General features: G+C 64.5%; 17 protein-coding genes. 9 read left to right on the forward strand and 8 right to left on the reverse strand.

What is annotated here, in order from left to right; genetic code table 11:
• Nucleotide 1: 1 nt before the first annotated feature.
• Both hemH and ACE3OA_RS11385 read right to left on the reverse strand, forming a co-directional pair.
• On the reverse strand, nt 2-1,057 hold the full coding sequence (gene hemH / locus ACE3OA_RS11380; protein WP_374310872.1) for a ferrochelatase: 1,056 nt from the start codon (nt 1,055-1,057) through the stop codon (nt 2-4).
• Between the two features lie 160 nt (nt 1,058-1,217).
• Nucleotides 1,218-3,293 (reverse strand): thioredoxin domain-containing protein, encoded by a 2,076-nt coding sequence (locus ACE3OA_RS11385; protein ID WP_374310873.1) that lies wholly within the window; start codon nt 3,291-3,293, stop codon nt 1,218-1,220.
• A gap of 113 nt (nt 3,294-3,406) precedes the next feature.
• On the opposite strand from ACE3OA_RS11385, the gene ACE3OA_RS11390 reads away from it, so the two are divergent.
• Nucleotides 3,407-3,925, forward strand: coding sequence for a PAS domain-containing protein (locus ACE3OA_RS11390; protein WP_374310874.1), 519 nt, complete (start codon nt 3,407-3,409; stop codon nt 3,923-3,925).
• A 10-nt stretch (nt 3,926-3,935) separates the two neighbouring features.
• On the opposite strand, the gene ACE3OA_RS11395 is transcribed toward ACE3OA_RS11390, so the two are convergent.
• Entirely contained in the window at nt 3,936-4,400 is a 465-nt protein-coding gene (locus ACE3OA_RS11395) for a hypothetical protein (RefSeq protein WP_374310875.1), read from the reverse strand.
• A 176-nt stretch (nt 4,401-4,576) separates the two neighbouring features.
• On the opposite strand from ACE3OA_RS11395, the gene ACE3OA_RS11400 reads away from it, so the two are divergent.
• From ACE3OA_RS11400 to ACE3OA_RS11430, 7 genes are all read left to right on the forward strand, one after another.
• Nucleotides 4,577-4,831, forward strand: a complete 255-nt coding sequence (locus ACE3OA_RS11400; RefSeq protein WP_374310876.1) for a DUF6489 family protein — start codon at nt 4,577-4,579, stop codon at nt 4,829-4,831.
• Between the two features lies 1 nt (nt 4,832).
• Complete coding sequence (locus ACE3OA_RS11405; protein WP_374310877.1) at nt 4,833-5,246, forward strand: ferredoxin; 414 nt, start codon at nt 4,833-4,835, stop codon at nt 5,244-5,246.
• The gene (gene mnmE / locus ACE3OA_RS11410; protein WP_374310878.1) at nt 5,243-6,676 is read left to right on the forward strand and encodes a tRNA uridine-5-carboxymethylaminomethyl(34) synthesis GTPase MnmE; all 1,434 of its coding nucleotides are present in this window, start codon (nt 5,243-5,245) and stop codon (nt 6,674-6,676) included. The genes ACE3OA_RS11405 and mnmE overlap by 4 nt, the downstream gene beginning before the upstream one ends.
• 54 nt (nt 6,677-6,730) lie before the next feature.
• The gene (gene mnmG, locus ACE3OA_RS11415; RefSeq protein ID WP_374310879.1) at nt 6,731-8,611 is read left to right on the forward strand and encodes a tRNA uridine-5-carboxymethylaminomethyl(34) synthesis enzyme MnmG; all 1,881 of its coding nucleotides are present in this window, start codon (nt 6,731-6,733) and stop codon (nt 8,609-8,611) included.
• 10 nt (nt 8,612-8,621) lie between these two features.
• Complete coding sequence (rsmG, locus tag ACE3OA_RS11420; protein ID WP_374310880.1) at nt 8,622-9,254, forward strand: 16S rRNA (guanine(527)-N(7))-methyltransferase RsmG; 633 nt, start codon at nt 8,622-8,624, stop codon at nt 9,252-9,254.
• Between the two features lie 17 nt (nt 9,255-9,271).
• Nucleotides 9,272-10,069 (forward strand): ParA family protein, encoded by a 798-nt coding sequence (locus ACE3OA_RS11425; protein WP_374310881.1) that lies wholly within the window; start codon nt 9,272-9,274, stop codon nt 10,067-10,069.
• A 142-nt stretch (nt 10,070-10,211) separates the two neighbouring features.
• Entirely contained in the window at nt 10,212-11,099 is an 888-nt protein-coding gene (locus ACE3OA_RS11430; protein ID WP_374310882.1) for a ParB/RepB/Spo0J family partition protein, read from the forward strand.
• 36 nt (nt 11,100-11,135) lie between these two features.
• Here the strand turns inward: ACE3OA_RS11430 and ACE3OA_RS11435 are convergent, their stop codons facing one another.
• Together ACE3OA_RS11435 and ACE3OA_RS11440 are read right to left on the reverse strand one after the other, a co-directional pair.
• Nucleotides 11,136-11,573: a thermonuclease family protein gene (locus tag ACE3OA_RS11435; protein ID WP_374310883.1), complete on the reverse strand. Its 438-nt coding sequence runs from the start codon at nt 11,571-11,573 to the stop codon at nt 11,136-11,138.
• A gap of 114 nt (nt 11,574-11,687) precedes the next feature.
• Nucleotides 11,688-12,860 (reverse strand): acyl-CoA dehydrogenase family protein, encoded by a 1,173-nt coding sequence (locus ACE3OA_RS11440; RefSeq protein WP_374310884.1) that lies wholly within the window; start codon nt 12,858-12,860, stop codon nt 11,688-11,690.
• A 368-nt stretch (nt 12,861-13,228) separates the two neighbouring features.
• Between ACE3OA_RS11440 and ACE3OA_RS11445 the strand changes: the two genes are divergently transcribed.
• Nucleotides 13,229-13,963 (forward strand): winged helix-turn-helix transcriptional regulator, encoded by a 735-nt coding sequence (locus ACE3OA_RS11445; protein WP_374310885.1) that lies wholly within the window; start codon nt 13,229-13,231, stop codon nt 13,961-13,963.
• Nucleotides 13,964-13,980: 17 nt separating this feature from the next.
• Here ACE3OA_RS11445 and holA read toward each other — a convergent pair whose 3' ends face one another.
• The 3 genes from holA to ACE3OA_RS11460 all read right to left on the reverse strand — a co-directional run.
• Entirely contained in the window at nt 13,981-15,006 is a 1,026-nt protein-coding gene (gene holA, locus ACE3OA_RS11450; protein WP_374310886.1) for a DNA polymerase III subunit delta, read from the reverse strand.
• Between the two features lie 21 nt (nt 15,007-15,027).
• The gene (gene lptE / locus ACE3OA_RS11455) at nt 15,028-15,627 is read right to left on the reverse strand and encodes an LPS assembly lipoprotein LptE (RefSeq protein WP_374310887.1); all 600 of its coding nucleotides are present in this window, start codon (nt 15,625-15,627) and stop codon (nt 15,028-15,030) included.
• The coding region (locus ACE3OA_RS11460) for a class I tRNA ligase family protein (protein ID WP_374310888.1) at nt 15,614-16,263 on the reverse strand (650 nt) is incomplete at its 5' end. The genes lptE and ACE3OA_RS11460, both read right to left, overlap by 14 nt.

Below are 16,263 nucleotides of genomic sequence, written 5' to 3' on the forward strand. Positions count from 1 at the left end.
GTCATGCTCCTGCCTTGGTCATCGCGCACTGGCTCTTTCCCTGGCAGGCGGTGCGGCCGCAGCCGGGTTGCAGCGCCGCGGCCGTCGCCAGCGCATTCTGCACCAGGCGGCCGAGGCCGGCGATAAAGGCTGGATGTGTCGACACCGTGGGGGCGCGCAGATAGATGGCGGCACCGTTGCGCTCGGCCAGATGCCGGTATTCGATGTCGAGCTCGACCAGCGTTTCCGAATGTTCCGAGACGAAGGCCACCGGCACGACGATGACGGGTCTGCCGGCCTTGGCGGCGGCGACAATGAGATCGTCGGTCGCGGGGCCGACCCATTCCAGGGGACCCACACGGCTCTGATAGGCGATCTGGTACTGCGTTGGCGTCAGCGCGAGTGCCTTCGCGACGGCGGCCACGGTCGCCTCGACCTGCGCCACATAGGGATCGCCGGCATCGACGATCTTCTTCGGCAGACCGTGGGCGGAGAAGATGATGGCGGGTGCCTGGCCGGGTGCCGCCACCTCTGCCTGGGCGATCGCCTGGCGCGTGATGTCGCTGAGCGCGCTGACGAAACCGGCCTCGTCCGGATAGCAGCAGATGAAATGCGACCGCGCCATAAGGCCGACCTTGCGCGCGGCATCGTTCCAGACGCGTTGCGACGAAGCGGTGGTGGTGGTCGAGAATTGCGGATAGAGCGGCAACAGCACGATCTCGTCCGGTCCCCAGGCCTTCACCGCCGCCGCCACATCCTCGGTGAAGGGGTGCCAATAGCGCATGGCGACGAAGCATTTTACCAGGCCGAGATCCTCGAGTGCTGCGCCCAGGGCCGAGGCTTGGGCTTCGGTGTTGGGCAGGATGGGCGAGCCGCCGCCGATCTGGTCATAGACATGGGCGGCGATGGGTGCGCGTCTGGTCGAGATGAACTTCGCCAGCGCCCAGCGGATCGGCTGCGGGGCGCCGATGATGTTGCGGTCGTTGAAGAGGTTGAACAGGAACGGCTTCACCGCCGCCGGTCCGTCGGGCCCACCGAGATTGAAAAGGACGATGGCGACGCGGCGCGCTGCGGACATGTGATTCCTGGATCGATATCGTTGTGTTGCCCCCTCACCCCAACCCCTCTCCCCGTTGGGGCGAGGGGCTCCTAAGCCAGCGGGCCGGAAACTCCCTCGTCCCGCTTCAGCGGGGAGAGGGTTGGGGTGAGGGGTGGACGGTTCGACTGTACCCGACTGTCTAGGACTCGCTCAAGGCGCCGCCGAAAGCGGCGGCGTCGGTGATGGGCGCAGAGCAGACTTGCCGGCGACATACGTAAGCCGTGGCACACTGGTTCACCGCCGTTTTGCCAGCCACCGGATGCGACGGCGGGAAGCTGCTGGTATCGGCGACCACCTGCAGCACCACATGATCCTGCGAGCGGGCCAGCAGCGTGCTGAGCAATGCCTCCGTCCCGGGCTCCCCACGCGTGCCGATGATGACGATGTCGGTGGCAAAGAGCTCGAAATCGGCGCCGTTGAGGAAATTCGCCAAGGGAAAGAAATTGCGCTGGATCTCGCCGGCAAAGGCCCGGCGCAATTGTTCGGCCCGCGCGCCATAGGCGTCTTCGCCGGTGAGGTGATGAAGCCGCGCCAGCACCTCCAGCATCGTGCCGTTGCCGCTGGGTGTCGCGTTGTCATTGGCAGATTTGGTGCGGATGATGACGTCGCCGGTATCGTCGGCCGTGAAGAAATAGCCGCCGCCGTCCGGGTCCCAGTAATGCGCGTCGAGATCGGCGACGAAGCGTCTGGCGGCGGCAAGATGGGCCGCCTTGCCGCCCGCCTGATAGAGCATCAGGGCGGCGCGCGCGAGATTGGCGTGATCGTCGAGCGTTGCCGGATGCGCGCATTTTCCCGCTCGCCACGCATGCTTGAGGCGCCCACTGCCATCGCGCATGTTGCGGTCGATGAAGGCAAAGGCCTCCTCCGCAAGACGCAGCCAATCGGGCCTCGCGAAGATCTGCGACGCTTGCGCGAGACTTGCGATCATCAGCCCGTTCCAATCGCAGAGAACCTTGTCGTCCCAGCCGGGGCGGATGCGTGCCGCGCGCCGCGCCAGCAATTTCTCGCGCGCGGCCATCAGGCGCTTTTCGTCGGCCGGTTCAAGCAGGCCCGCCTGATGGCCGCGGTTGAGGATATTGGTATCTTCCCAATTGCCTTCGGCACTCACGCCATAGACATGTTTGAAGAAGGGTGCCTCGGCACCCAGCACCTCATCAATCTCGGCCTCGTCCCAGACATAGAACTTGCCCTCGACACCTTCCGAATCCGCATCGAGCGAGGCAGCAAAACCGCGATGGCCCTCGGCATCGGCCTCGGCCAGCATTTCGCGTTGCAGCCAGGCGATGATCTCAGATGCGCGCGTCTCGAAAAGCGGCGCACCGGTATCGATCCAGACTTCGCCGAGGAGGCCCAGGAATTCGGCATTGTCGTAGAGCATCTTTTCAAAATGCGGCACCAGCCAGTCGGCATCGGTGGCATAGCGGGCGAGGCCGCCGCCCAGGTGATCATAGATGCCACCCTGGATCATGCGCGTGAGGCTCAAGGCGACGGCTTCGCGGTAACGCCCATCGCCATTGCGCAAATAGGCCCGCCACAGCAGGGTCATCACCGAGCTCTGCGGAAATTTCGGCGCGCCGCCGATGCCGCCGCGCACCAGATCGACCTCCTGCAACAGCCGCTCGGCGATCCGGTCCATCACCTCCGGCGTGATCTCGTCGCCGGCCTGCGGGCGCGACAGGCGCTGCATGGCCTCGGCAATGCCGGCGACATTCTGCGCCACCTTGTTCTTGTCGCCATGATAGGCGTCGGACAGCGCGTTCAGCACATCACCGAAACCGGGCCGGCCGTAACGCGGCTCCTTGGGAAAATAGGTCCCGCCCCAGAAGGGCTTTCCCTCGGGCGTCAGGAACATGGTGAGTGGCCAGCCGCCTTGCTGGCCCAGCAGCGACAAAGCCTGCTGATAGATCTGGTCGAGATCCGGCCGCTCCTCGCGGTCGATCTTGATGTTGACGAACTTCTCGTTCATCAGCCGCGCGATCTCCGCATCCTCGAAGCTCTCATGCGCCATCACATGGCACCAATGGCAGGCGGCGTAGCCTATCGAAAGGAGGATCGGCTTGTCGCTATCGCGCGCTTCTTTCAGTGCCGCATCGTTCCAAGCCCGCCAATTGACGGGGTTGTCCTTGTGCTGCAGCAGATAGGGACTGGTCTCAAGGACCAGTTGATTGTCGGGATTGGGCGTGGTCGGATGCGTGGGTGCGGCGTGTCTTGTCATGATGCGAGCAAGTTGGCGCGCCGCGGACGCCATATCAACCGCATTGTACGGAAGGCTAATGGCGCAGCGCCTTCGGGTGGACTATCTCCCAGGTCTCAATCGTTGGTGACGTGATGAACGGCGAAGTCAACCAGCCACAAGTACTAGAGTCCTTCTATTCAAATGCCACCGAATTGCGTTCCGGGCGTTTGCGGGCTCTTTTCGACTTGTGGCAGGAAAGCCGGGCCGGCGCCGTCTTGCCCGGATTGGAAGCGATCGACCCCATTGTCTTGAAACGCTTCCTCACCGATCTGGTGGTGGTTGACGTGGGCGACCCGGAACAGCCGCGCTTTCGCCTGGTCGGAACCGGTTTTCGCGACTTCTTCAGCCGCAACTATACGGGTGTCCTGGTGCGCAACGCGGATTTTCCCGAGCGTGAGCAGATCGCCGATAGTTACCGCCGGGTGGCGCTGAGCGGGCAGCCGCTTCTGGGCTGGTATCGCTGGCAGTCGGATGACGGCGGGATTTACTACTCCGAATTCGTCGTCCTGCCCTACGGGGCGGGATCGCGGGTCGAACGCCTGGTGGTGATGGAAGACCTCGATCCGGCGCGCCAGGGTGCCGCCATTTCCCCGGACGGGACGAACGGCTAGGCCAAAAATCCTAATCTTCGATCGGGATCACATATTCCACGACCCAGTCGACGGTTTCTCCGTCGGCGGCAAAAGGCAGCTGGATGCCGGCGATCTTGCGGGCGCGACCGTCGAGATGGTGTTCCTCGGCATAGAGGCGGGGCAGGCGGGATTTCACAACGCCATCGTAATCGCTGATCAGGATGGTGTTGAATTCCGGCGTATCGCTCTGGGCATCGAGATAGGTGCCGCTGCTGTCGATGCCGACCGCGGCGACGACGCCCGGGCCGTCTTTCAGCACAAAATAGCGGACCCGGCCTTTCTCGCGCCGCACTTCGATGAGGCTGGCCTGTTCCGGCCTTTCCGGAAACTGGCTGAGGATCGCCGGGCTATAGGCCGGGAGCTTCCCGCCGGCACCGAGCCGTTCCCAGATTTCCTTCACATGCAGAAGTCTGGGGTCGGGGGCGAGATCGAGGTAATTGATGAAGCCGGTCATATTTCCGTCTAGCACGAACCCCGGCCTCCACCCAAGGGTGCTCAGGCCGGGGCGACACTTTTGTTCCGCTACGCTTTTGTAAATGCCGTGCTTCGGCTAGTGTCGCCCCCAGTTCTTGTACTTATGGGTTCTTGTACTTATGGGTTTCGCGTTCCAATCGCCGCAGGAGTTCGCCTATGAAAATCCATGTCGACGTCGACTGCACGCCGGAGGAGGCGCGCGCCTTTTTCGGTCTTCCCGATGTGGCGCCGATGCAGGCGGCGGTGATGAAGGAAATGCAGGACCGGGTCGTTTCCGCCATGAAGGGGACCGATGCCGAGACCTTGCTCAAAACCTGGATGCCGGCCGGGGCCGCCGGCATCGAGCAGATGCAGAAGATGTTCTGGAACGCCTTCGGCGGACAAGGCAGCACGAAAGAGGGCGGCAAGTAAATTGAGCGACCACAGCACGCCCCATCATAACCAGCCCCATCATAACCAGCCAGGCGATCCGGCGCCCTATTTCGAAACCCATGTCTTCTGTTGCGTCAACGAACGGCCCGCCGGGCACAAGCGCGGCTGCTGCAAGTCGCGCGGGGCCGAGGCCTTGCGCAACTACATGAAGGCGCGCGCCAAGGAACTGGGCCTTGAGAACATCCGCGTCAACCAGTCGGGTTGCCTCGACCGCTGCGAGCTCGGGCCGACCATGGTGATCTATCCCGAAGGTATCTGGTACAGCTATCACTCGGTCGAGGACGCCGAGGAGATCATCCAGCGCCACCTCATCAAGGGCGAGCGCGTCGAGCGGCTGATGCTGCAGCCCGAAGACAAGCTGCCCGAAGACCGCCGCATCAAAGCGGAGCGATGAACGACACCATCTATGCCCTGGCGACGGCTTCCGGAAAATCCGGCGTAGCCATCTTCCGCCTCTCCGGCCCCCATGCCGGCGAGGTGTTACGGTCGCTGACGGGTACGGATCTGCCCGCGCCGCGCATGGCTGTGAAGCGGCGGTTGTTCGCGCAAGAGAATCCCCTCACCCCAACCCCTCTCCCCGCAAGCGGGGCGAGGGGCTCTGGGACAAGCTCGGCCGAGGCTCCCTCGCCCCGCGATAGCGGGGAGAGGGCGGGGGGTGAGGGGCGCATCCCCCTCGACGACGCGCTTGTCCTTTATTTCAAAGGCCCGCAGAGCTTCACCGGCGAGGATGTCGTTGAACTCCACATTCATGGCGGGCCCGCGATCATCGCGGCTGTCGCGAAAGCGTTGAGCGCGCTCGGCCTGCGTCTGGCTGAGCCCGGCGAGTTCACGCGGCGTGCCTTTGATCACGGCAAGCTCGATCTTCTGGAGATCGAGGGCCTCGCTGATCTCATCGCCGCGGAGACGGAGGCGCAGCGACGCCAGGCCCTGCGCCAGGCCGAAGGCGAATTGTCGGCGCTTTATGAAAGCTGGCGCGGACCTCTGATTTCAGCGCTCGCGCGCATCGAGGCGGCGATCGATTTTCCCGACGAGGACCTGCCCGAAGGGCTGATGACCATGGTCGACGAGACCATGCGCGTGCTGGCCGACAGCATCGAGCGGCATCTCGCTGACAATCACCGCGGCGAGATGCTGCGCGAAGGTTTGTCGGTCGCCATCATCGGCTCGCCCAATGTGGGGAAGTCCTCGCTGCTCAACCGCCTTGCCGGGCGCGATGCGGCGATCGTCTCGGCGCGCGCCGGCACCACGCGCGACGTCATCGAGGTGAAGCTCGACCTCGGCGGCTATCCGGTCCTCATCGCCGATACGGCGGGCCTGCGCGACAGCGCGGACGAGATCGAGCAGGAAGGCGTGAAGCGGGCGCTCAAACGCGCCGAATATGCCGATCTGAAGCTCATGGTCTTCGACGGCGCCACCTGGCCCGATTTTGACGCAAGCGTTGCCGCGCAGATTGACGCCGAGGCGATTGTCGTATTGAACAAGGCCGAATTGACGAAATATGAGACACCGGACATCGCCGGGCGGGCCTTGCTGCGGGTGTCGGCCAAGACCGGGCTGGGGCTCGACGCGCTGGTGGCACAGCTGACCGGCAAGGCCGCCGCCTATCTCAACCCCGGCAGCCAACCGGTTCTCACCCGGTTGCGGCACCGGTCGGCGCTGGAACGGTGCCTGGGGGCCCTGCGGCGCGGGCTCGAGGCGCCGGTGGTGGAATTGAAGGCCGAGGATCTGCGGCTGGCGGTCCAGGCCCTGGGCCGGATTACCGGCCGGGTGGAAGTCGATGATGTTCTCGATTTGATCTTTCGGGAATTTTGCATCGGCAAGTGAAAACAACCAAGCCATTGAAATAAATGGCAAATATGAAATTGTTTCACGTGAAACATGAACGCTGAACTGAAATTCGATGTCGTTGTCGTGGGTGGCGGCCATGCCGGGACGGAAGCGGCTGCCGCCTCCGCGCGCCTGGGCGCCCGCACCCTGTTGCTGACCCACGATCCGGCGAAGATCGGCGAGATGTCCTGCAACCCGGCCATCGGCGGCCTGGCCAAGGGCCATCTGGTGCGCGAGATCGATGCGCTGGATGGGATCATGGCCCGGGCCATCGACCGCGGCGGCATCCAGTTCCGCATGCTCAACCAATCCAAGGGCCCGGCCGTGCGCGGCCCCCGCGCCCAGGCCGACCGCAAGCTCTACCGCCAGGCGGTGCAGGCACTGCTCGCCGAACAGCCGAACCTCACCATAGCGGCCGGCGCCGCCGCCGATCTGGAGATCGGCCAGGATGGCCGCGTGGCCGCCGTCATCACCGAGGCCGGGCATCGCATCGCCTGCGGCGCCGTCGTGCTCACCACCGGCACCTTCCTCAACGGCCTCATCCATTGCGGTGAGGAGCGGATTCCGGCGGGAAGGGTGGATGAGCAGCCTTCGGTGAAACTGGCCGAGACCCTGCACCGGCTCAACCTGCCCATGGGGCGGTTGAAGACCGGGACCCCACCGCGCCTCGATGGCCGTACCATCGACTGGAAATCGCTGGATTCCCAGCCCGGCGACAATCCGCCGGTGCCGATGTCGTATCTCACGGGCGCGATCACCACCCCGCAGATCGCCTGCGGCATCACCTATACATCTGAGGCCGGGCACGCGCTTATTCGCGGCAACCTGCACCGTGCGCCCATCTATTCGGGCCAGATCGAAGGGACGGGCCCGCGCTATTGTCCCTCGATCGAGGACAAGGTGGTGCGCTTTGCCGACAAGGACCGCCACCAGATCTTCCTGGAGCCGGAGGGGTTGGACGACGACACCGTCTATCCCAACGGCATTTCGACCTCGCTCCCGGCCGATGTGCAGGCAGCACTCCTGAAGACCATCGCCGGCCTGGAACACGCGGTCATGCTGCGCCCGGGCTATGCCATCGAATATGATTTCGTCGATCCCCGCGCCCTCAAGCCCAGCCTGGAGCTGCGGGCGCTGCCCGGCCTGTTCCTGGCCGGCCAGATCAACGGCACCACGGGTTATGAGGAAGCGGCGGCGCAGGGGCTGATGGCGGGGCTGAATGCCGCGCGCCTGGTGGGTGGGGCGGGGGAGGGGGTCACCCTGGACAGGGCCACCGCTTATATCGGCGTCATGATCGACGACCTTGTTTCACGTGGAACGGCCGAGCCCTACCGCATGTTCACCAGCCGCGCCGAATACCGGCTGCAGCTCCGCCAGGACAATGCCGACCAGCGGTTGACCGCCCTGGGGATCGCCTGGGGATGTGTGGGAAAGGCCCGCGAAACGGCCTTTTCCGCCAAGATGGCGGCGCTGGAGACGGCGCGGGCGCGGATGCAGGACCTCTCGGCCACCCCCAATGAACTCAAGGGCCACGGCCTTACCATCAACCAGGACGGCCAGCGCCGGACGGCGATGGGGCTGCTGGCTTACCCCGAGATCGACCTCGCCCGCCTCACCGCGATCTGGCCGGAGATCGGCGGCTTCGCCCCGGAAATCGCCGAGCAGATCGAGATCGACGGCCGCTATGCTGGGTATTTGAAACGCCAGGACGCCGACATCGTCGCCTTCAGGAAGGACGAGGCGCTGCTGCTGCCCGAGGATCTCGACTACGAGCTCATCCCCTCGCTCTCGGCCGAAGTGCGCGAGAAACTCAAGAAAGCCCGGCCCGCCTCTTTGGGCGCCGCCCAGCGCATCTCCGGCATCACCCCGGCGGCACTGACCATCCTGCTGCGCCATGTCCGGCGCCAGCGGGCGGAGCGGCAGAGCGCTTGAAACCGCTGCGATGACCCCCGCCCAGTTCAGCGCTGAAATGAGCCGTCTCGGGCAAAATGTTTCACGTGAAACATTTTCCAGGCTGGAGACCTATGACGCCTTGCTGCGGAAGTGGCAGGCGAAGATCAATCTGGTGGCCAAGGACAGCCTCCAGGATCTGTGGCGACGGCATTTCCTGGATTCCGCCCAGCTCCTGCCGCTGCTGCCGCCCGGCAACGATCCGATCACGGATCTGGGGTCCGGGGCCGGTTTTCCCGGCCTCATCCTCGCCATCATGACCGAGCGCGCGGTGCACCTCGTCGATTCCGACCAGCGCAAGGGGGCCTTCCTCCTCGAATGCGCGCGCCAGACCGGCGTCCTTGACCGGGTCAAGGTCCACACCACGAGGATCGAAGCTGCGCAAGCTTGGCCGGCGCCGATCATCACGGCGCGCGCCTTGGCCAGTCTCGACCAGCTGCTGGCCTGGGCCGAGCCCTATCTGATGGCGCAGACAATCTGCCTGTTCCTCAAGGGTGCAAAGGCCGAAGATGAATTGACCGCGGCTGGTGCCTCCTGGAATATGGCGGTTGAGCGGCACGGGAGTCTCACGGACCCGAGCGGCGTCATCCTGAGGCTTTCCAACATCCAGCGGGGACATAAGTGAACAGCGAGCGCCCTTCCATGCATCCCCGCATCATGGCTGTCGTCAACCAGAAGGGCGGGGTGGGCAAGACCACGACCACCGTCAATCTGGCGACGGCCCTGGCCGCTTGTGGGAAGAAAGTCCTAATAATCGACCTCGATCCCCAGGGCAATGCCTCGACCGGTCTGGGATTGGAGCAGGTCCAGCGTGAAACCGGCTCTTATGAAGTGCTGATCGATGGCGCTGCCATCGGCGAGGCGACGCAGCCGACCATCGTTCCCAACATGTCGATCGTGCCGACGACGCCGGACCTGGCCGGCGCCGAAATCGAGCTCATCGATCTCGAGCGGCGCGAATACCGCCTCAAGGACGCCCTGGCGGCGGCGACCTTGGCCTACGATTTCGTCCTCATCGATTGCCCGCCCTCGCTCTCGCTCCTCACCTTGAATGCGATGGTCGCGGCCGATTGCGTGCTGGTGCCGCTGCAATGCGAATTCTATGCGCTGGAGGGTCTCTCGCAGCTGATCAAGACGATCGAGCGCGTGAAGCAGAGCCTCAATCCGGTGCTGGAGATCCAGGGCGTGGTGCTGACCATGTACGACAAGCGCTCCAGCCTCAACGAGCAGGTGGCGGCCGATGTGCGCGCGCATTTCGGGCCCAAGGTCTACGAGACTGCGATCCCGCGCAACGTCCGCATCGCCGAGGCGCCGTCTTACGGCAAGCCGGCACTTCTCTACGACATCCGCTGCGCGGGCTCGCAGGCCTATATCCACCTCGCCTCCGAATTGCTGCGCCGCGAGCAGGGCTTGCAGGGTCGCTCGCTGAAGGTGGCGTAAGTACCCCTCACCGCGACCCTCTCCCCAAAGGGGCGAGGGAGTTTCGAACGAGCCCTTGCATTTAGCCCCTCGCCCCTTTGGGGAGAGGGTCGCGGTGAGGGAAGTGACTGAAGACTTTAAGCCGACGAAGAAGAAAACGATCATGGCGAAGAAACATCTGGGGCGCGGGCTGTCGGCATTGTTGGGGAATGATGCGGCGGTGGTGGCGGCGACGTCGGCCGAGCCGGTGGCAGCACCTGTTGCCGGGCAGCGCCATGTGCGGATCGAGTTGCTGCATCCCGGCAAGTACCAGCCGCGCGGCACCTTCAATCCTCAGGCGATGGAAGATCTCGCGCAATCCATCCGCAGCAACGGCGTGCTGCAGCCCATTCTGGTGCGCCCGCACCCCACCCGTCCCAAGGGCGAGTTCGAGATCATCGCCGGCGAACGCCGCTGGCGCGCGGCACAGTTGGCGCAGCTCCACGAGGTGCCGATCGTTGAGAAGTCGCTCACCGACCGCGACGCGCTCGAGATCGCACTCATCGAAAACATCCAGCGCCAGGACCTCAACCCGCTCGAAGAAGCGGAAGGCTATCGCCGCCTGATGGACGAATTCAAATACACGCAGGAGGAACTAGCTGAGCGGATGGGCAAGTCACGCTCCGCCATCGCCAATCTGCTGCGCCTGATGGACCTCCCCGGCGCCGTCCGCTCGATGCTTTCCGATGGCCGCCTCACCGCGGGCCATGCGCGCGCCCTCCTCAAATGCTCAGACCCGGTGAGCCTCGCCTCGGAGGTCGTGGCGCAGGGCTTGAACGTGCGCCAGACCGAGCGCCTGGCCGAGAACTACAAGCCCAAATCGCTGCTGAAGACGTTGAAGGCCAAAAAGGCGCCCAAGGAAAAGGACGCCGACACCAAGGCGCTTGAAAACGATCTCTCGATGAAGCTGGGCCTCAAGGTCGAAATCGACTTCAACGGCAAGGGCGGCAGCGTCACCTTGCACTATAAGAGCCTCGACCAACTCGACGGGATTATCGCGAAGCTGGGCTAGGGTGGGGGGCCAGGGCGGGACCGGCTGAAGCAAACCTCAACACCATCCCAATCTTTTGCCGCCGTCATAGCGGCGCGCCAATCCGGCGCCGACCAGCATGTCGCCCAGCGACCGGCCGTCGATGGCGACATCGGCATCGATGCGGCCGCCATATTTATCCCAGTCGATGCGTGAGAAATAGATCGGCCGGCCGGCAACACGTGCTGCATCGACCAGCCGTCCCGTGAAGCTGCTCGCCGCCTGCGCCATCTTCTTTTCCGAGGCGCATTTGCCCTTGAGCTCCGGCGTGTCGATGCCGCGCACGCGCACTTTCACCGGCTGCAATTCCATCGGCAGGCCGGGCAGATGCACCTTCAGCGTGTCGCCATCGACGACACTCAGCACCGGCCATTCGTAACGGCCGTCCGTGATGACGTTGGCGAAAGCCGGGAAGGCGGCGCAGAGGCAGAGCGCGATGAGGAGGCGGCGAAGCATCCGCCATCAGCCTCCATCGCTTGAGTCGACGCAAGCGACCGGCACGAGTGGGAGAGAGGGAGATGTTCGCGCGGGAAAGTTAGCGCTGGCAAACCCCCTTTCTCTAACTCCTCCTTAAAACACCGTCGCGATGTCCTGGCCTAATGCGATCTTGCCGGCATAGGTTGCCTGCGGACCTTGCTGCAGGGGATGGAACCTGGCGCCCTGGATGTCGCGGAAGAGGCGCTCGAGGCCATTGTCGCGATAGAAGGCGGCACCGCCTGCCGCTTCCAGCGCAAGGTCAACCGCCGCGATCGCATGGCGGGCGACGAGGGTGCGGCCGATCATGATCTCATTGGTCGTGGCGGCACCCGGCGCCGCCGTCTCGGCGATGCGGACCATTTCGGCATGCGCCCATTGCGCGGCGCGCAGCTCGGTATCCATGCGCCCGACCAGGTCCGTCACATGCGTGCTCAGGTGCCGCTTCATCGCCATTGCGACGGCCTTCTCACGCGCCGCTTCGGCGACACCGAGATAGGCCGCGTAGATGATCGGGAAGGCGACCATGCTGATGATGTGGAAGAGAGGATGCCATTCGCCTTGGCGGCGCTTCAGCGCCACAGCTTCCTCGGGCACCACATGGCCGTCGATCATTACGTCATGGGAGCCGGTGCCGCGCATGCCCAGCGACTTCCAATTGCCGAGCACTTTCACATGCGGCGATTTCATCGGAATGCCGAAATGGAGCACGCTGGGGCCTTCGGGCGCATCTTCCCACACGGCGCCCGTCATCAGGATGTCGCCGATGGGCGAGGCCGAGGTGAAGGCCTTGCGTGCTGTGATGCGGAAGCCGCCCTCGACCTTCTCCGCCTTGCCGGAACCGGCCACCCAATCGGAGCCGCCGCTGGAGAGCAGCACCAGCTTCTCGGCGGCGACGCGCTTGAGCAAGGGCGCCACGGGGGCCGCCTGCTGCCGCGTCCAGCGCCAGGCGGGAATGGCCACCTGATGCGTGTGCATGGCAAAGGCCAAAGCGGTCGAGCTGCAATGATGCGCCATCTCGCGCAGCATGGCGCAAAGCTCAGCGATGCTGGCGCCGCCGCCGCCAAGGTCGCTGGGCACGCCGGCCTCGGTGAGGCCCGCTTGTTTCAGTTCGGCGAAATTCTCGGCGACGAAAGCGTCGTTGTCGTCAGTGGCCCGGGCGCGGGCGGCGAAGCCGGGGCCCAAGGCGCGGGCGCGGGTCACGATATCGGTCGTGAGGACTGTCGTATCGGCGCTTGCGGCAGCCTGGCTGGTCTGGATCGGTGTCATCGCTGCATCTCCTCCATCTAACTTTTCTTAAGTTGCGTGTTGCATCACTCGCTATTCCATCCCTGGGCGCTTCAATGCGCTTCTGGCCGCCGAGCCACTAGTCCAGGATGTGTATTGGCGGCGGTACCGCCGCTTACGCGCGGCCATGTGCAGGCCGAGACCAGCCGCCGAAACCAACCAATGCCAGTCAACCAATGCCAGTCGGGCAATGCCAGTCGGGGCGATTGGTCCGTTTGGTACCCGAACGAAATCGCATCCGCGTCTACCGATCGGTAGACGCTTCAGAATCTGTATCGGGGATATGACGGATGCTCTGAGATGAACCGGCGGACCGGTATATGACCGGGCCCCCAGAGCGGAGATCGGCAATGGGCATGCAGGCGATTGAACGGTTGCAACACGAGAAACCCCTGTTGGAAGGGCGCAGCCACGAGGCAAGGCCAGAACCGGGTTATGGCCAGTTCTGCCCGGTGGCGATGGCTGCCGAGGTGTTCTGCACCCGCTGGACGCCCCTCATCCTGCGTGAGCTGCTGTGCGGCAGCCGGCATTTCAACGACCTCAAGCGCGGCGTTCCGCGTATCTCGCCGACCTTGCTGTCCAAGCGGTTGAAGGAGATGGAGCAGGCGGGGTTGATCACCAGCGGCGGTCATGGCTATGCCTTGACGCCCGCCGGCGAGGATCTCCGGGGCCTGGTCATGTCGCTGGGCTTCTGGGGCACGCGCTGGGTCGACACCCAGAAATCACTGAAGAATCTCGACCCCTCCCTGCTCATGTGGGACATGCGCCGCCACCTCAATCCCAAGCCGATGCCGGCGCGGCGTTGCGTCATCCAGTTCAATTACCCGGAACTGTCCAACCGGCGCGATTGGTGGCTGGTGGTCGAGAACGGCCATGTCGATCTCTGCCAGACCGATCCCGGCTTCGAGGTCGACCTTTATGTCGAGACGCCGCTGAAGAGCATGACCTCGATCTGGATGGGCTTCACCACCGTGGCGGCCGAAATCGCCGCCGGCCGTTTCGACGCCAGCGGCGACCGCGATCTCGCCCGCATGATGCAGACCTGGCTGGGCCTAAGCCCCTTCGCCCGCGCGCGGGAGGGATAGATAGATAGAGGGCGCTGTTACCGCTTCCCCGCCATCACGGCGATTTCCATCAGGCCGCGGCGGGTGAGGGTGTCGGCGAATTGATGCTGGCGCATGGCTTCGGCTTCGATCTCGCCCAGGCGCAGCAGGGCATTGCCGATATTCTCCACCGGCCAGCGGCGGCATTGCGCCTTGAAGCCGTCGATGGCTTTCCAGAAGACCGGTGGACGGAGACCCGCCATGGCGCTTTCCAGCTGCTCGCCGCGCGCCATGCGGCCGGCCACCTGGTGAAGGCGCATGAAATGACGCGCCACCGCGCGCAGCAGCGAGATTTCGTTGGTTTCCGCGAGATTGCGCTCCAGCTGGCGCTCCAGGCTCTTGAGATCGCCAAGCCCGATCGCCTGGCAGAGATCGTCCTGGCCGATTGCGGCCTGGTCGCCGATGCAGGCGATGGCATCGGCCAGTGCGACCTTCTTCTCAGGTCCCATGTAAAGTACGAGCTTGTCGAGCTCGGCCCGGGTGATGCCGCGATCGCCGCCGAGATTGGCGGCAAGATAAGAGAGCGCATCGCGCTCGATCTCGATCCCGGCGGCTTTGAGATGCTGCGTGATGAGGCCGGGCAGGGCCGTTGCCTCGTCGCGGTAGCAGGCGATGGCCGCCGCATGCGGCGCGTTTTCGAACAGGCGCTTCAGTGATGACTTGCCGCCGATATCGCCGGCCTCGATGACGACGAGGCAGCCGCTGCTGTTCTTGTGATCGGCGAGGAGGGCGGCAAAGGCCGGCTCGACCGCATCGGTCACGCGCGTGACGCGCACCACGCGCCTGCCGCCCATCATGGCGATGGCCCGTGCTTCGTCGATGAGACGTGCCGGGTCCGCCTTGATCTCGTCGCCGGTCAGTTCGCTCAGGCGAAAGGGGTCGTCGCCATCTCCGAGGATGGCACGGCTCATCATCATGGCGCGTTCATGCACCATGCCCTCGTCGGGGCCGAAGACCAGCGCCGCGGCGACATTGGCCGCGGGCTCCTTCAGGAATTTCTCGAGCGGCTGCTTATCCAGCTTCATGATGTGAAGCCAGCTTGCGGCTCAGCCATGCGTCGCGAAATAGGCCGAGAGGCGCAGCTTGATCAGCTCGGCCAATTGCCGCGCGGTGCGGTCTCTTGCGTCGTTGCGGGCTTCAAGATCGTTGTAGGGATCCTGCAGCACGGTATAGGCGACGACCGAGCGCGTCTTTTCCTTCAAGAGCTCGTTGCCCTTGAGGTCGCGCAACGCGAAATTGGCCTTCAGGGTCAGATCCTCGCGGCGCGCATCGCCCTCATCCGCCGTGATGGTGCGGTTGATGGATTCGGAAAGTTCAATGTCGAGGGAATAAGCGGGCGCGCTCGGCTGGCCATAGGGGTTGAGCCCGTCGCGCAAGGCATTGTGCAGGATCTGCCCGGTGCGCGCGTCATATTTGGCGCGGCTGGCTACGCTCTCCGGGCCAAAGGGGGCGGCATCGCGCTCCCAGACGGGTTCCTTGATGGCGATTGCGGCTAGATTGGCGTCGACCGTGGCGTTGCCGCTCGGCGTGACACTCGACTGGCCGTAAAGCGGCTTCCAGCCGCAGGCCGTCAGCAGCGACCCGCCGGTCAGCAACGTAAGACCGGTCAGGCCAAAGCGGAGGATTTCTCTTCTAGACCACGACATTGACGATCCTGTTCGGCACCACGACAATTTTCTTCGGCGCCTTGCCCTCTAGGGCGCGGATCACCGCATCTTCGGCCAAAGCCGCGGCTTCCGCCGTCTTGGGGTCGCAATTGCGCGGCAATTGGATGGTTGCGCGCAGCTTGCCATTGACCTGGATGGCGACGGTAGCATGGTCGTCGATGATAAGCACGGGATCGGCTTCCGGCCAAGCGGTCTCGGCCAGAAGGGTCCCGTGCCCCAAAGACGCCCACATTTCTTCCGCCAGATGCGGCATCATCGGACCGATCAGCTGCGAGAGGGTCTCCAGCGCTTCCTTGCGGGCATAGAGGCCGGCCGCGTCGGCGGCCGTCTTGTCCTCGACCTCGCCCAGGCAATTGGCGAATTCGTAGAGCTTGGCGACCGCCCGGTTGAAGCGGAACTTCTCGATATCCTCGGAAACGCCGGCAATAGCCTTGTGGCTGGCGCGGCGCAGCGCCAGGGCGGCCTCGGGGAAGCTCCCCGGCATGGCCCCCTTGGGATTCTTCAGCGCCGGGAAGGTTTCCAGCCATTGGGCCGCGAGACGCCACAGGCGCTGGGCAAAGCGCCAGGCGCCTTCGACGCCGGCCGCCGTCCATTCCATGTCCCGCTCCGGCGGGC

The sequence above is a fragment of the Dongia sp. genome (assembly GCF_041906375.1).
Taxonomy (GTDB): Bacteria; Pseudomonadota; Alphaproteobacteria; order Dongiales; family Dongiaceae; genus Dongia.

Excerpts from the sequence above, each read along its gene's own strand:
- hemH (WP_374310872.1), bottom strand. The coding sequence starts at position 1,057 with ATGTCCGCAGCGCGCCGCGTCGCCATCGTCCTTTTCAATCTCGGTGGG.
- ACE3OA_RS11385 (WP_374310873.1), bottom strand. The coding sequence starts at position 3,293 with ATGACAAGACACGCCGCACCCACGCATCCGACCACGCCCAATCCCGAC.
- ACE3OA_RS11390 (WP_374310874.1), top strand. The coding sequence starts at position 3,407 with ATGAACGGCGAAGTCAACCAGCCACAAGTACTAGAGTCCTTCTATTCA.
- ACE3OA_RS11395 (WP_374310875.1), bottom strand. The coding sequence starts at position 4,400 with ATGACCGGCTTCATCAATTACCTCGATCTCGCCCCCGACCCCAGACTT.
- ACE3OA_RS11400 (WP_374310876.1), top strand. The coding sequence starts at position 4,577 with ATGAAAATCCATGTCGACGTCGACTGCACGCCGGAGGAGGCGCGCGCC.
- mnmE (WP_374310878.1), top strand. The coding sequence starts at position 5,243 with ATGAACGACACCATCTATGCCCTGGCGACGGCTTCCGGAAAATCCGGC.
- mnmG (WP_374310879.1), top strand. The coding sequence starts at position 6,731 with ATGAACGCTGAACTGAAATTCGATGTCGTTGTCGTGGGTGGCGGCCAT.
- rsmG (WP_374310880.1), top strand. The coding sequence starts at position 8,622 with ATGACCCCCGCCCAGTTCAGCGCTGAAATGAGCCGTCTCGGGCAAAAT.
- ACE3OA_RS11425 (WP_374310881.1), top strand. The coding sequence starts at position 9,272 with ATGCATCCCCGCATCATGGCTGTCGTCAACCAGAAGGGCGGGGTGGGC.
- ACE3OA_RS11430 (WP_374310882.1), top strand. The coding sequence starts at position 10,212 with ATGGCGAAGAAACATCTGGGGCGCGGGCTGTCGGCATTGTTGGGGAAT.
- ACE3OA_RS11435 (WP_374310883.1), bottom strand. The coding sequence starts at position 11,573 with ATGCTTCGCCGCCTCCTCATCGCGCTCTGCCTCTGCGCCGCCTTCCCG.
- ACE3OA_RS11440 (WP_374310884.1), bottom strand. The coding sequence starts at position 12,860 with ATGACACCGATCCAGACCAGCCAGGCTGCCGCAAGCGCCGATACGACA.
- ACE3OA_RS11445 (WP_374310885.1), top strand. The coding sequence starts at position 13,229 with ATGGGCATGCAGGCGATTGAACGGTTGCAACACGAGAAACCCCTGTTG.
- holA (WP_374310886.1), bottom strand. The coding sequence starts at position 15,006 with ATGAAGCTGGATAAGCAGCCGCTCGAGAAATTCCTGAAGGAGCCCGCG.
- lptE (WP_374310887.1), bottom strand. The coding sequence starts at position 15,627 with ATGTCGTGGTCTAGAAGAGAAATCCTCCGCTTTGGCCTGACCGGTCTT.